7 protein-coding genes and 2 rRNA genes are annotated in these 14,795 nt (G+C 61.7%); 5 read left to right on the top strand and 4 right to left on the bottom strand.

Translation table 11 applies throughout. From position 1 onward, the window contains the following. Positions 1-55: 55 nt before the first annotated feature. The 4 genes from NW855_RS13515 (at position 56) to NW855_RS13500 (ending at position 7,287) form a co-directional block, all read left to right on the top strand. Positions 56-5,019: ribosomal RNA gene (locus tag NW855_RS13515) — 23S ribosomal RNA — on the top strand. A 93-nt stretch (positions 5,020-5,112) separates the two neighbouring features. Beyond that, positions 5,113-5,229 (top strand): 5S ribosomal RNA (rrf, locus tag NW855_RS13510). A 73-nt stretch (positions 5,230-5,302) separates the two neighbouring features. Further along, positions 5,303-6,118 (top strand): MerR family transcriptional regulator, encoded by an 816-nt coding sequence (locus tag NW855_RS13505; RefSeq protein ID WP_414508923.1) that lies wholly within the window; start codon positions 5,303-5,305, stop codon positions 6,116-6,118. Continuing rightward, a complete protein-coding gene (locus NW855_RS13500; protein WP_414508922.1) occupies positions 6,115-7,287 on the top strand; it encodes a glycosyltransferase family 4 protein in 1,173 nt (390 codons plus the stop codon). The genes NW855_RS13505 and NW855_RS13500 overlap by 4 nt, the downstream gene beginning before the upstream one ends. Here NW855_RS13500 and NW855_RS13495 read toward each other — a convergent pair. After that, positions 7,230-8,495: a glutamate-cysteine ligase family protein gene (locus tag NW855_RS13495; RefSeq protein ID WP_414508921.1), complete on the bottom strand. Its 1,266-nt coding sequence runs from the start codon at positions 8,493-8,495 to the stop codon at positions 7,230-7,232. The genes NW855_RS13500 and NW855_RS13495 overlap by 58 nt on opposite strands. A 36-nt stretch (positions 8,496-8,531) precedes the next feature. Here NW855_RS13495 and NW855_RS13490 point away from each other — a divergent pair, with 36 nt between their 5' ends. Then, positions 8,532-9,824, top strand: coding sequence for a heme ABC transporter ATP-binding protein (locus tag NW855_RS13490; protein ID WP_414508920.1), 1,293 nt, complete (start codon positions 8,532-8,534; stop codon positions 9,822-9,824). Here NW855_RS13490 and nhaA read toward each other — a convergent pair. The 3 genes from nhaA to NW855_RS13475 form a co-directional block, all read right to left on the bottom strand. Further along, positions 9,778-11,133 carry a Na+/H+ antiporter NhaA gene (nhaA, locus tag NW855_RS13485; protein WP_414508919.1) on the bottom strand — a complete coding sequence of 452 codons (1,356 nt, stop codon included), beginning with the start codon at positions 11,131-11,133 and terminating at the stop codon, positions 9,778-9,780. The two genes, NW855_RS13490 and nhaA, sit on opposite strands and share 47 nt — an antisense overlap. 3 nt (positions 11,134-11,136) lie before the next feature. Beyond that, entirely contained in the window at positions 11,137-11,898 is a 762-nt protein-coding gene (locus tag NW855_RS13480) for an enoyl-ACP reductase (protein ID WP_414508918.1), read from the bottom strand. 1,264 nt (positions 11,899-13,162) lie between these two features. Further along, entirely contained in the window at positions 13,163-14,752 is a 1,590-nt protein-coding gene (locus tag NW855_RS13475) for a neutral/alkaline non-lysosomal ceramidase N-terminal domain-containing protein (protein ID WP_414508917.1), read from the bottom strand. Positions 14,753-14,795 lie beyond the last annotated feature (43 nt).

Genomic DNA, 14,795 nt, shown 5'->3' with positions numbered 1-14,795 from the left:
CCAACGATTTCCCACTTTGACAACTGGACTGGAGTCATCGAGAAGCGCGCCAAGTAGGCAAGCTACTAAGGGCGCACGGCGGATGCCTAGGAGCAAGGAGCCGATGAAGGGCGTGGTAAGCTGCGATAAGCTGCGAGGAGCCGCAAACAGGCGTTGATCCGCAGATCCCCGAATGGGAGAACCCGGCCACCGAATGGGTGGTCACCCACCGCTGAACCCATAGGCGGTGTGGAGGGAACCTGGGGAACTGAAACATCTCAGTACCCAGAGGAAAAGAAATCGAACGAGATTCCCTCAGTAGCGGCGAGCGAACGGGGAAGAGCCTAAACCAACTGGGCGTGCCCAGTTGGGGTCGTGGGACCGACATCGGAGGACGCCTTCCGCTTAGCAGAAGTGTCTGGAACGGCACGCCATAGAGGGTGAGAGCCCCGTATGCGAAAAGTGGAAGCGACTCGTCGGGATCCCGAGTAGCACGGGATAAGTGGAGCCCTGTGCGAATCTGCCCGGACCACCGGGTAAGGCTAAATACTCCTTGCTACCGATAGCGCAACCAGTACCGTGAGGGAACGGTGAAAAGCACCCCGGAAGGGGAGTGAAAGAGAACCTGAAACCGTGCGCTTACAAACAGTCGGAGGACTATACCCCTCTGGGGGACAGTCTGACGGCGTGCCTTTTGCAGAATGAGCCGGCGAGTTACGCTCAGCGGCAAGGTTAAGCGTCTCAGACGCGGAGCCGTAGCGAAAGCGAGTCCTCACAGGGCGACCCAGTCGCTGGGCGTAGACCCGAAACCGCGCGATCTACCCCTGGTCAGGCTGAAGCCGTGGTAGCACACGGTGGAGGGCCGTACCGGTGTCCGTTGAAAAGGGCTCGGATGAACTGGGGGTAGTGTGGTGAAATGCCAATCGAGCGCGGAGATAGCTGGTTCTCCCCGAAATGCATTGAGGTGCAGCCTCACGCGCTATGCTATGCAGGTAGAGCCACTGGATGGGCTAGGGGCCCTACCAGGTTACCGAACCCAACCAAACTCCGAATGGCATAGCAGGAAGCGTGGGAGTGAGACAGCGACGGATGAGCGCCGTTGTCAAAAGGGTAACAGCCCAGACCGCCCGCTAAGGTCCCCAAACACAGGCTAAGTGTGAAAGGATGTAGGGTCGCGTAAACAACCAGGAGGTTGGCTTAGAAGCAGCCATCCTTTAAACAGTGCGTAACAGCTGACTGGTCGAATGTGACCCTGCGCCGACAATGTAAGGGGGCTCAAGCCTGTTACCGAAGCGGCGGGTTCCCCGCAAGGGGAGCGGTAGGGGAGCGTTCTGCTCGCAGTGAAGGTGGAGCGGAAGCACCACTGGAGCGTGCAGAAGTGAGAATGCCGGCACGAGTAGCGAGAAGACGGGTGAGAATCCCGTCCGCCGAAAGCCTAAGGGTTCTTCAGGCAGGTTCGTCCGCTGAAGGTTAGGCGGTCCTAAGTCGAGGGCGAAACGCCGTAGGCGAAGGGCAGTGGGTCAACATTCCCACCCCAGGTGGTGGAGCCAAGCGGTGACGCTTCAGAATCGGTCGGGCGCAGAGTTGGAAGGCTGCGCTCGCCCCAGAGGCAACGCTGGGGCGACGAAGGGATCCCTCGTGGTGAACGAAGCGACCGTGACTGGAGCCGAGAAAACCCGTGTAGCGTTGAAGCCACCTGACCGTACCGCAAACCGACACAGGTAGGCGAGGCGAGGAGCCTCAGGCGCGCGAGAGAAGTCCCGCTAAGGAACTCGGCAAATTGACCCCGTAACTTCGGGAGAAGGGGTGCCTCCTACCGTGTAGGCTGAAACGCCCAAGCGGCGGGAGGTCGCAGCAAAGAGGGCCTGGCGACTGTTTACCAAAAACACAGCTCTCTGCGAAGGGGAAACCCGATGTATAGGGGGCGACGCTTGGCCAATGCCCGTAGGTTAAGGGGAGGGGTCAGCCGCAAGGTGCAGCCCTGAACTGAAGCCCGGGTGAATGCCGGCCGTAACTCTAACGGTTCGTAACAGGGCCGTTGTAAAATCTGGCTATATGCTGGAACAGCTCGTGGATCCCACACTACCGAGGAGGTGACAAAGTGATGGGTGGAGCCAATCAGCAGGAAAGACTTGAAGTCACCGAAGAGGCGAAATGGTTCCTCGCTGGGTTCATCGAAGGCGAAGGCTCGCTGCTGGTGAGCATCAAACACCACGACACCAGCCGCTACGGATACTATGTTGACCCAGAGTTCCATCTGGTGCAACACCGCAGCGGACTACCCCTGCTCAAACTCGCCCAGCAAGTCTTCGGCACAGGACGCATCTTCCCCAAACCGGGAAGCCCTAACTGCTATGTCTACGCCATCCACTGTCGGCGTAGCCTCTGGGAGAAGGTCGTACCCTACTTCGAGAAGTATGTGGTACCCTTCTCATGCAAGCGCGAAACCTTCTATCGGTTCCGCGAAATCCTGGAACTGATGAACCACGGGGAACACCGCCGCCCTGAGGGGCTGGCACGCATCGTCGAGAAGGCGTATGCGATGAACCCAGCCGCTAAGGGAAAGCAACGGCTCCGACCGCTGCAGGAGGTGATTTCAAGAATCCTCAGAGACCATACGCCAGACGCTTCGCAGACCCCTGCGGAGTGATGATATGGTCCAGTCCCTATGGCGACATAGGGGGCAACTGCCTAAGGTAGTTTCGCTGCCCCCCTCATGGGTAACCATGAGGTGCGCACCTAGCTATATGCTGGAAACTCCGAGTATCCAGCGGTACTCGCAGGAAGTTCGTTCCGATGAGCGAATGACTCGCCTGTGAGTAACAATCCGTCTGGTGCGGACAACCAGCAGGAAAGGCTGGCTTGGGAAGCACTCAAGCCAGAATCCTCAGAGACCATACGCTGGGCGCCTCGAAGACGAGGTGAAGAGATGGTCCCATCTGCATGGCGACATGCAGGAGTCGTGCCCTGAGACAAGGAGGGTATGGCTCGCTCGAGGTTCACTCTCGGGTAAGACGATAAGCGAAATTCCTTGTCGCGTAAATTGCGACCCGCACGAAAAGCGTAACGACTGGGCCACTGTCTCAGCGGGACTCTCGGTGAAACTGTAGCACCCGTGAAGATGCGGGTTACCTGCGGTAGGACGGAAAGACCCTATGGAGCTTTACTACAGCTTGAGATTGCATTTCGGTATGTCATGTAGAGCGTAGGTGGGAGCTTCGGCGCCAATGGAACACCACCCTTGACCTACTGGAATGCTAACCTGCGCCGTGATCCGGCGTGGAGACAGTCTTAGGCGGGTAGTTTGACTGGGGCGGTCGCCTCCTAAATGGTAACGGAGGCGTCCAAAGGTCCGCTCAGCGCGGTCGGAAATCGCGCGTCGAGTGCAAGGGCATAAGCGGGCTTGACTGTGAGACCAACGGGTCGAGCAGATGCGAAAGCAGGGCCTAGTGACCCTCTGGCTGTGCGTGGGCACGCCAGGGTTCAACGGATAAAAGCTACCCTAGGGATAACAGGCTGATCCTGCCCGAGCGTCCACAGCGACGGCGGGGTTTGGCACCTCGATGTCGGCTCGTCGCATCCTGGGGCTGAATAGGGTCCCAAGGGTTGGGGGGTTCACCCATTAAAGCGGCACGCGAGCTGGGTTCAGAACGTTAGCCCAATAGGGCGTGGCGTCCCACAGGAGTAATCCTGTGGTGCCTACCGGCTCATATCGGTAGACCCCTCCTGCAGTCCGCCGAACGCTGCAGAGGGCAATACCGAGGGAAGAACGGGAGCTGAAGATGAAGGAACCTGATTTCCGCAGTAATGCGGTGCAAGCTGCCGTTCCCCGTAACGACTGAAGGCTTTACGCCTGAGATGGGCGTCCTGCCCCAAGTTAGGGCAAATCTATGGCGTCCATCACACGCCGGCTCCTCCTTGTCCTTCGGGAGGATGGAGGTATAGTCTACACCCTTGGAAACAAGGGAGGAATGTGCGTGAGACAGTACCTACCGTGCTGTCTATAAATCTGGCTATATGCTGGGAAGCCTGGTGAGTATCCTGCGCTACGCATGCTACACTTAACGCATGCGTGACAATGCGTCAGGTGCAGGCAATCAGCAGGGAAGGCCAGATGAGCGTATCGGCTACTATATCGCAGGGTTCGTCGATGGTGAGGGCAGCTTCCATGTTGCCATCCAGCGAAATCCAAGCACGAAGTTTGGATGGCAAGTCATCCCAGAGCTACATGTCTCCCAGCACGAGCGCAATAAGCATGTGTTGGAGATGATACGCTCGGCACTGGGATGTGGCTACCTCAAACCGAATGCTCGGCAGAACCCGAAAGACAAAACATGGGTGCTTGTGGTACGGAACCGTCAAGATCTGCTAAGAAGGGTCATTCCCTTCTTCGAGCGATACCCACTTCTGACCACAAAGCGCCATGACTTCGAGAAGTTCGCGGCGATTGTGCGTCGGCTGGATGCAGGCGAACACCAAACTGTCGAAGGACTGCGTGCGTTGCTCATCCTTGCAGCCAGCATGAACGAGAATGGCGCATATCGTCGCTTGGATATAGAAACCATTTTGGCTCATCTGGAACCCTCAGAGACTGTACGCCAGACGCCTTCTTGTAGCCAGAAGGCGAAGATACAGTCCGAACTGCATGGCGACATGCAGAGGTAAGCCGAAAGGCTTGCCCGCCTCGTGAGCTAATCACGGGGTCAGTAGGCGCACCCTCTGTGCGCTGAAAGTAACAGATTGTCGGTCCCTATCCACCGCAGGCGTAGGAGACTTGAGGGGAGCTGGCCCTAGTACGAGAGGACCGGGCTGGACTGACCTCTGGTGTACCAGTTGTCCCGCCAGGGGCAGACGCTGGGTAGCCATGTCGGGACGGGATAAGCGCTGAAAGCATCTAAGCGCCAAGCCCACCCCAAGATAAGGTCTCCCATCCGAGCAACGGAGTAAGGTCCCCAGTAGATGACTGGGTTGATAGGCGGCAGGTGTAAGCGCAGTAATGCGTTGAGCTGAGCCGTACTAATTGACCGAGGGCTTGCCTATTGACGCACTTCCGACGACTCCAGCTCCAGTTGTCAAAACCTCTCATGAGAGGGAGCCGACCCTCTCATGAGCGGCGAATTGCACGCTTTCAATCTGGGTGTCCATAGCGGAGGGGAAACACCCGTTCCCATCCCGAACACGGCAGTTAAGCCCTCCAGCGCCGAAGATACTGCTCTGGTAACGGAGTGGGAAAATAGGTCGATGCCCAGATTGAAATCACCTCCACGGCTCCAGAACCCTCTGGAGCCGTTTTTGCATTTAAGGTACACTATACCGCACATCCATGAGCCGTCTGAGCCTGACCGATTGGTATCGCTATCTCGAAAGCCAGTTTGCGGACGACGCGCCCGAGCCGCAGTCGCCGGAGTCGCCGACGGAGGCGTCCGCGCAATCGCCCCCGACGCTACCACAGCCGCCTGCGGAGCCGCCTCAACCTGCCGTGCGTGTGGGCGAACCGCTACCAGACGCCGAACCAACGGCTGCCCCGCCGATAGCGACGGAGATGCGCAGAGACGCGCTGGTCTCGATCCGCGTGCCCGATTTCGCCGAGTTTGTACCGATTATCGAGCAGGAACTGGGCAGGAAACCGTCCGCTGCGCCCTCTCCCAGCGCCGCGCCTGCCCCTACATCGGCACAGGCAGAGTCTGCCCCTGCGCCGACTGAGCCGCCCTCGGACGGTCCGCGCCTGCGCAAGCGCAAGCGACGCGGCAAGAAACCATCGCCCGAAGCGGTTGTGCCGCCCGAAGCCGACAAACTCTGGGCGAAACTGCCCCAGTACCTGCGCTACCTGGCGGAGTGGACGGACGACGATGGCGTCACGCGTAAATACTATCCCGTGCGCGGGCGCGACGAGAGCCGCGAGGAACTCATCGCACGGCTGACCGACCCCGTGCTGACGCTGGAAGAGACGGCGCGCCTGCTGGGCGTGTGCCCTGCGACCGTGCGCCGCTACACCGATCGCGGCTGGCTGCGCTGCTTCCGCACAGAGGGCAACCAACGCCGATTCCGTCTGTCGGACATCGTGGCGTTCCTGGAAGAGCAAGCCCTGCGCCAGCCGCGCGGGAACCGCAACGCCCATCGCGAATCGGAAGCGCCGTGAAAGTCGCCATCTTCTCGGAGAGCTACCTGCCGTACCTGAACGGGGTCAGCGTTTCGATTCGCATTCTGCACGAGGAGCTGACCCGCCGCGGGCACGAGGTCTGGATTTACGCGCCGCACTATCGCGGCTATCAAGACCCTTACCCCACGGTGCGCCGCCTGCCGTCGGTCTACACGCCGTTCGAGCCTGACTACCCGATTGCGCTGCCGTTTGCGCCCGCGCTGTGGCGCGAGTTCCGCACACTGGGAATCGATGTCGTGCATACGCACACGCCGTTTTTCACGGGGATTGTGGGCGCGCGTTGGGCAAGGCGGCTACGCATCCCGCTGGTCAGTACCTACCACACGCTGTACGAGGAGTACCTGCATTATGTGCCGCGTGTTGTGCCGCGTGCGCCTGTGCGTCGCCTGCTGCGCTGGCATCTGCGCCGCTACTACGAGGGCGTGGACGCCGTGATGACGCCTTCAGAAATCGGCGCGGAGGTGCTGCGCAAGTACGGCGTGCGCAAGCCGATTACGCCGATTCGCAACCCTGTGCTGCCGTTCCCTGAAGTCAGCAAGGCGAAGGCGCGCGCGCAGCTGGGTATCCCAGAGGAGGTCTGGATGCTGCTGTATGTCGGGCGGATGGCGCCCGAAAAGAATGTCTCCGTGCTGCTGGAGGCGATACCGCACATCGTGCGCGGCTGCCCCAACGCACGGCTGTGGCTGGTGGGTCCGGGTCCCGCGCTGGAGTCGCTCCGCGCCGAAGCCGAGGCGCGCCAACTCACCGAGTGGGTGCAGTTCACGGGTCCCGTGCCGCGCGATGAGGTGTCGCTCTACCTGCTGGCGGCAGACTTGTTCGTGTTCCCGTCGGTGACCGAGTCGCAGGGGCTGGTGCTGGACGAGGCGCAGGCAGCGGGCTTGCCCTGCATCGTCGCCAACGGCGGCGGCGCGCCCGAAGCAGTGGACTACGGGCAGACAGGGCTGGTCGTCGAGCCGACGCCCGAAGCGTTCGTGGAAGCGGTGCTGTATCTCACGCGCCATGAGGCGGAACGCGAGGCGTTGCGTCAGCGCGCCATCCGCAAGCGCGAGACGCTCTCCGTGCCCGCCGTCGTGGATCGTATCCTGCAGGTCTACGAATCGGCGCGGCAAACAGTCGGGTCGCCCGCAGCGGTCTCCGTGAGCAAGTAGCCGTCGCGGATAGGCGCACGCCACTCCGCCCACGCCTTGTACGCCGTGTAGGGCAAACGCGGCAGGTAATAGCCCAGCAGCCCCAACACTCCACGCCACGCCGACGGGCGCACCGCATGTGGTGCGACAGGCTCCCAGCGTCCCGTGCGGTAGGCGTGATCCAGGCGGGCGTAGAGGTGGAGGAGGGCTTGTTGGGATATGTCTGTTTTTTTGACCCTCACCCCCAGCCCCTCTCCCACGCAGTGGGAGAGGGGAGTTGCTGGCAGCCGTTTGGAGTGCTGAAGCGCAGCTTCAGCGTTGGGCGGAAGCTTCGCTTCCGCACTCCATAATCCCACTCTCCCATAAGCGGGCGATACGGGGGGTGAGGGCTGAAACGCCTGCACACAACCCCGCAACTCGTCCGCTATCGTTGTCTTGAGCAACGCTTCGGGAATCGCGTACACCGTGCTGAGTTCGCGGTGCAACGCCTGCAGGTCGGGCGTGTAGCCAATGCGCGCCGCCTGATGGCGCAGCGCGGCGTAGCGGGCGCGGTCTATCGGGCACGCGGTCGGCAACTGGGCTATCGCCTGAACCGCCTCCAATAGCACGCGCAGCCGCGCTAAGTCCCAGATGGGGTCGCACGCGCGAATCTCAATCGTGCCCAACCGCCGCGAGAGGATGAGGTCTTGGAAGCGGTAGTACGGGTCGTCGCGCAGCACGCCGATCGCGAACGACGACGCCACCCGATACGACTGCCCGAAGGAGCGCCCGCCTGCGTAGGGGCTGCTCGCCGAAAGCAGGATCAGTAGCGGCAGAAAGTACGCCAAGTTCGCGTACACCGTCTGCCGACGCTCGGCAGGCACGCCGACATGGATATGCAAGCCCGCTGTGTTGGTGGGCGCGTCCAAATCAAAGAGATGCCCCACAGGAACGATGTAGGCGTCGCCAGCCGCGTCCGCCAGCGCGGCGCGATGGGTGCGCAGTTCGTCCAGCAACGCATCGATGTCAGTATGGGGGCGCGTGGTAATCTCCACACTGCTCATCAGGCACTGACGCGCGTCGCGTCCTCGCGCAAAGTTGCTCGCCGTGTGTTTGTAGTAATCGCGCGGGTTGCGCCACAGCAGTTTCGCCAGCGCGTAAAGGGCGTCCAGCGTCGGGCGCGTCGGCGTCGTGATAAAAACCTCCTCCTCCAGTCCGAGCGTGAGGCTGGACACCGCACAGGTACTCACAGCGCAAAGGATACCCGACATGCTACACTACTGGGGATGCTGTGCGCGGAGGCGATTACGGCGGGCTATGGGCGCGTGCCTGTGGTGCATGAGGCGTCGTTGCAGGTCGCGCGGGGGCAAGTCGTTGCGCTGCTGGGACCGAACGGGTCGGGCAAGACGACGCTGCTGCGCGTGCTGGCGCGCACGCTTGCGCCGTTTGCGGGGCGGCTGACGCTGGATGGACAGCCCTACGACGCCTACAGCCCTACCGAATTCGCACGGCGCGTCGCCTATGCCCCCCAAGAGACCCCTGCCGAGATGGGCTTCACGGTCGCCGAACTGGTGATGATGGGACGCTACCCGCACCAGAAGGGCTTCTGGGGCGCAACCCGCGCCGACTGGGACGCCGTGCAACAGGCGATGATGCTGATGCAGATTGACCCGCTCGCCACGCGCACCATCAGCCAACTCAGTGGGGGCGAACGCCAGCGGGTGAACCTCGCACGCGCGTTGGCGCAACAGGCGCAGTACCTGCTACTGGACGAGCCGACCACCCACTTAGACCTGCGCCACCAGACGCGCCTGATGCACACCCTACGCCAGTACGCCTCCGAGCGGCAGGTCGGCATACTGGTCGTGCTGCACGACCTGAACCTTGCCAGCCAGTACGCCGACCACATCGCGCTGATGCAGGCGGGCAGGCTCGTTGCGCAGGGGACGCCCGACGCGGTGATGCAGCCCGCCCTATTGGAGACGGTCTACCATACGCCCGTGCTGACGCAGACGAACCCGACGACGGGCAAGCCGTTGGTGTTCGCGCTTGCGCCCGACGACGCGCCGCAGGTTCCGCCCAACGCGCCGGTGGCGTTCGTGATTGCTGGGGGCGGGTCGGGTGCGGCGGTCTACTACGCGCTGCTTTCAGCGGGCTGGCGTGTCTGCACGGGCGTGCTGAACCTGCTGGACACCGACGAGGAAGCGGCGCGCGCCCTGCGACTGGAACACATCACCGAGCAGCCCTTCTCGCCGATTTCGGACGACGCCTACCGCCGCGCACGGCAACTGGTGCAGGCGGCAGACGCCGTCATCATCGCCGACGCGCCGTTCGGACGGGGCAACCTGCGCAATCTGGAGCTGGCACGCTGGGCGCAGGAGCACGGCAAGCCCATCTTCGCGCTGGAGAGCCGCCCCATCGAGACGCGCGACTTTACGGATGGGGCAGCCTGCACGCTCTGGCGACTGCTCGTGCAAGACGGCATGGCGACCGCGCCCGACCTGACCACGCTGCTGGAGCAACTTGCGCCGCTCACTCCAAATGGGGCTGCGGCTTCGTCCAGATCCGCAACATCATAAAGCCTATCGCGCCCGCCAGCGCGGAGCCTGCAAGGATGCCCAACTTCGCGTAGTTCAGCTCGTCGCCGCGAAACGCCAGCCCGCCGATAAACAGCGCCATCGTAAAGCCAATCCCCGCCAGAAAGCCGACGCCCACAATATGCACAAAGTTGATGCCCTGCGGCAGCTGCGCCAGCCCCAGCCGAACAGCCAGCCACGAGAAGAGCGCAATCCCCAGCGGCTTGCCGACGAGCAGCCCCAGCGCAACGCCCCAAATCACGCGGCTCGTCCAGTTCAGCCCGCCCTCGCCGCCGAGCGCAACGCCCGCGTTCGCCAGCGCGAAAATCGGCATCACGAAAAACGCCACAAAGTAGTGCAGCTGATGCTCCAATCGCTGCAGGGGCGACTGCACGCGCAGGGCTTCGCGCTCAATCGCTTCCACCGCCGACTGCTGTTCGGGCGACAGGATGATTGTGCGCTCCGTGACGGGCTGGTCGAACTGATTCAGGTACTCGCGCACGCGCACGATGAACAGCTCGGGGTCAATCCGCGAGCGCACGGGGATCGCGAACGCGCCCAGCACGCCCGCCACCGTCGCATGCACGCCCGACTTGAGCATGAAAAACCACATCCCCAGACTCACGAGGAAGTAAATCAGCGCGTTGCGCACGCCCAGCCGATTCATGGCAATCATCGCGCCCCAAAACAGCAGCGAGTAGAGCAGCGCGTTCACCTTGAGGTTCTCCGTGTAGAACAGCGCAATCACCAGCACCGCGCCGAGGTCGTCCACAATCGCCAGCGCGGTGAGGAACACCTTGAGCGCGAGCGGCGCGCGCGTGCCCAGCAGCGCGAGCGCGCCCAACGCGAAGGCGATGTCAGTCGCCATCGGCACGCCCCAACCGCGAATTTCAGGCGTGCCCCAGTTCAGCGCAACATAAATCAGCGCAGGCACAACCATCCCGCCCAGCGCCGCTGCCATCGACAGCGCGGCTTTACGCGGCGAGCGCAACTCGCCCACCAACAACTCGCGCTTAATCTCCATCCCCACCAAAAAGAAGAACACCGCCATCAAGCCGTCGTTAATCCACAGCAGCAGCGGCTTGTCGATGTCGATAAGGTTGCCGAAGCGCACCTCCACGGGGGTAGACCAGAGCCGAAAGTAGTATTCGCCCAGCGGCGAGTTCGCCCAGAGCATCGCAATTAAAGCGCATGCCAGCAGCACGATGCCCCCTGCGCTCGCCTGCTTGGCGAACAACGCGAAGGGCTTTAGGAGTCGCTCAATCGGCAATGGCTCTAACGGCTGATACTTCGTCGGCTTGAGTTGCGCCATCGTTCACATCCCCAAAATGTGGTAGCCCGCGTCGATGTAGATGACCTCGCCCGTGATGCCGCGCCCCATGTCGCTGAACAGGAACACGGCGGCGTCGCCCACTTCGTTGGGGTCCGTGTCGCGTTTGAACGGCGCATGATGGCGCACATACTCCATCATCGAGGTAAAGCCCCGAATGCCCCGCGCTGCAAGCGTGCTGACAGGTCCAGGCGAAAGCGCGTTCACGCGAATCTGCCGCTCGCCCAGCTCGTATGCCAAGTAGCGCAGACTGGCTTCCAGCGCGGCTTTGGCGACGCCCATCACATTGTAGCCAGGCACGACCCGCTCACTGCCCAAGTAGGTCAGTGTGAGGATGGACGCCCCGTCTCGCAAAATCGGCTCCAGATGGCGAGTCGCCGCCACGAAGGTGTAGACGCTGGTCTCCAGCGCGAGTTTGAACCCCTCGCGCGAGGTGTCCAAGTAGCGTCCTGCCAGCTCCTCGCGCAGGGCATACGCCACGCAGTGCGCCATAAAGTCCACCTGTCCCCAGCGTTCGCGCAGCGTGCTGGCGACCTGCTGAATTTCGGCGTCGTTGTTCAGGTCGCACTGCAGCGTGAAGGCGTCGGGCAGCTCCTGCGCCAGCGCGCTAACCTTCTCCTCGAAGCGGTCATTCTGGTAGGCAATCGCCAGTTGTGCGCCGTGCGCCGCACACCGCTGGGCGATTTTCCACGCCAAGCTGTGCTGGTTCGCCACCCCGAAGATGATGCCCTTCTTCCCTGTCAGCATAGAGAAACCTCCTGTCGCCTAAAGGATACCCGATACGAGTGGGCTATCAGGGAGCGGAAGGGGTAGAATCTACCCTGCATGAGCAGTAGATACCGACGACGCCCTGAAGACTTGAAAGCACGCGCCAGCCTCTACTGGCCGCAGGAGCTGCGTGAGCAAGCGGTCTCGACGCAGGTGATGACCCGCCTCTTGGAAACCCAAGAGACTTTCGTCTCCATTCTCAAGGTGGCTGATGCTTCGCCCACGAGTTGGGAGCAAGTGATAAGCGGTTGCTCGCTGTTGCGAAATCCCCTACAGGAAAGTATTGTGCGATTGAAGTCTCCTTTCAGGTCACAACGAACAGTGTCATAGAGCGAAAGTCGGGACAAGCCCAGAGCCGCTGGGAAAAGCTGCACTCGATAGGGGCAGCGATTGCCTATGTTATTGACGGAGCAGGGAACTTTGAGCGTGAGAACGCGATGCGCACACTTTGTGACTACAGTGACTGTACAATTGCCTTTGGAGACACGGAGTTGGAGCTTCTGGTACAGTTTCTCAGAGAACATGGAGGTGAAGCAAATGGCGCACTGGAGTGAGAATGCACAGAGGTTACAGTTACAGGAATATCGCCCTCGTCGCTCAGAAGCTGTAGAGGCATATCTGCCCCAGGAGCCAGCAGTGTGTCTGTTTCTACTTCCGCATGGACGGACAGATGCCATTGCACGCCAAAGCGAGGCGCTTTACCAACAGTTCTCACGCTTTTGCGCTCGTCTGCACCCCGAGTCGGTGGTTGCTATTCTCACTTCGCCGCCAGACGCCGCGCGGTTACTGCCATTTCTGGAGAAAGAATTACGATTTCAACTGTGGGTGGCGGTAAAGGTCGCTCCAGAATCCGCGCTGCCCGCCTTGATACCGAACCGTCATGCAGCCCTGATGATACTGATACGACAAATACTTTCTCAGTTGGGGCGAGGCGTGTGCGGCTGCTCGCACCACAGGGATGTCCGACTTGCCGCCCCACCTACGGCAGGGTACAAAGGAACAGCTCGCACTGGGGTTTGATGAGTGAGGCTACCCTGTGGCAACTTCTCTGCGAAAACTCATGGGGGCGCACAGAGGCACGCACTCTGCAGCACCCGCTGCTTCCCCACGCCCGCAGGGGGCTTGGGCGTAAGGAGCAGCACCCGCTGCCGAAGTCGAACAGCACGGTCTGCAGACGCCTGCCGCGTGACCCTTTTTCGCCAGAGTGAATGCCGGGGCGCGGTCGCCGCGCCCCCGACGATTCTCATTCAAACACGAACAGCAGGTACTGCGCAATCCCAATGTCGCCTTCTACTTGCAATTCGCCCGTGTTGTAGGCGTCCAGCGGGTCGCGCTTGCCCGTGATAATCGCCACGAAGACCTGCGCAGGCGCTTTGATCGTCACGGCTGCTTCGGAGGGACTGCCCTCGCGGCTTATGGTCGCCTTGCCGTCTGCAATGCGCAGATAAAACTCGCCCGCGCCCTCCAGCACGAGGCGGTAGGTCGCCTTGAAGTTGCCCGCGCGGTCAGGGCGGAACCGCTGCAGGTACTTCTCCAGCTCCTGCTCTACAGGCGACTTCTCGGCGGGCGCAGCGGCGACAGGAGTCGTCGTGCGCGGGGTCAACCGCGCCATCATCTGACGCGCCGCCTGCACCATCTCGTGCCCAATCTCCGAACCGACCGACATGCTGCGCTCGTAGCTATAGATGTCCAGATAGTAGTCTGGCGGGGCAAGAATGTAGCCCAGCTCATCGTTTGCCAGCCCGAACAGGAACACGGGGTCGCCGAACATTGCAAACCGCCGCTTTAGGAAGATGCCGATATTCGGCAGCACCTCGCCTGGCATGGTGAACATCACGGCGTCGCCCAAGCGAATAAAGTGCGACTCGGTGGTTACCTTGCCGTCCGCTAACGAGGGACCCGCGGGGATGACACCCGCTGCCAGCGCGAGTTTGAACCGCTCGTTTTCCAGCGGCACGGTGTAGGTCATCTCGATATGTTGCAGCGTGACGGAGTCGGTGAATGCCGCTTTAGCGATGGCTTCCAGTGCGCGGTTGGCGATAATCGTGCCGAACCGTTCGGCGCGCGCCCAGTCGCGTCCTTTGGGGGCGTTCGGGTCGCCAGGCGCGGGTGAAATCATCCCGCCCAGCGCGCCGTTCGCGAAAATCGCCACCCCGCCGACCGCGCGCTCCACCGTCTGGTAGTACCAATGACAGAAGTCGCTGGTCAGCTGGTCGTTGTTCAGTACTTCGGGGTGGCAGGCGAAGTTGGTCAGTGTGGCGATGACCTTGCCGTCCGCCTTGCTGCGGAACTGCATCACCGCCGCTTCGGTGTCCAGAATCTGCTCGATGCGGTAGTTTTTGGCGACGCCTTCGATGGTGGTCTTCGCGAAGCCCACAAGCGCGGGCTGGAGTTTACTCGCTGCCTCGTCGACGGTCTTCGCGACGGTCTCGATGACGAAGTTCACATACTCGTTATCGCGTCCCGACTGTGTGGGGGTCGGTCCCCACAGCCCGATGGTGTCGGGCGCGGAATGCACATGCGTACACAGCACCATCACGCGGTTGGGGGGTACGGATTTGACCTGCTGGCGGATGCGTTGCACATCGTCGCGCAGCAGCCCCAGCAGGTCGCACACGACGATGGCGATTCGCTCGTTGCCCACCTGCACCACGAGGGCGCGCGCCCAGATATCGTCGTGGACGCCGCCTGTGTTCGGGCGGTTCGGCGAATAGCCCGCCAGAAACACCTGCTTGGTCGGGGTAATCTTGTTGGCTGCTGCGCCCGCTTGCAGCCCTTGCGCCCAACCTGCGAATAGCAGTGCAAAACCCAGCGTCGTTGCGAGTAGTCTCATAGGTTCACCTCCTGTACCGACCAGTTGTTCGGTACAGGAGGTG

Source organism: Synechococcus sp. RC10B2 (genome assembly GCF_047502635.1).
This window is presented reverse-complemented; position numbering and strand designations above follow the sequence as displayed.

Coding starts and splice junctions, on each gene's coding strand:
- nhaA (WP_414508919.1), bottom strand. CDS start 11,133: ATGGCGCAACTCAAGCCGACGAAGTATCAGCCGTTAGAGCCATTGCCG.
- NW855_RS13505 (WP_414508923.1), top strand. CDS start 5,303: ATGAGCCGTCTGAGCCTGACCGATTGGTATCGCTATCTCGAAAGCCAG.
- NW855_RS13490 (WP_414508920.1), top strand. CDS start 8,532: ATGCTGTGCGCGGAGGCGATTACGGCGGGCTATGGGCGCGTGCCTGTG.
- NW855_RS13480 (WP_414508918.1), bottom strand. CDS start 11,898: ATGCTGACAGGGAAGAAGGGCATCATCTTCGGGGTGGCGAACCAGCAC.
- NW855_RS13475 (WP_414508917.1), bottom strand. CDS start 14,752: ATGAGACTACTCGCAACGACGCTGGGTTTTGCACTGCTATTCGCAGGT.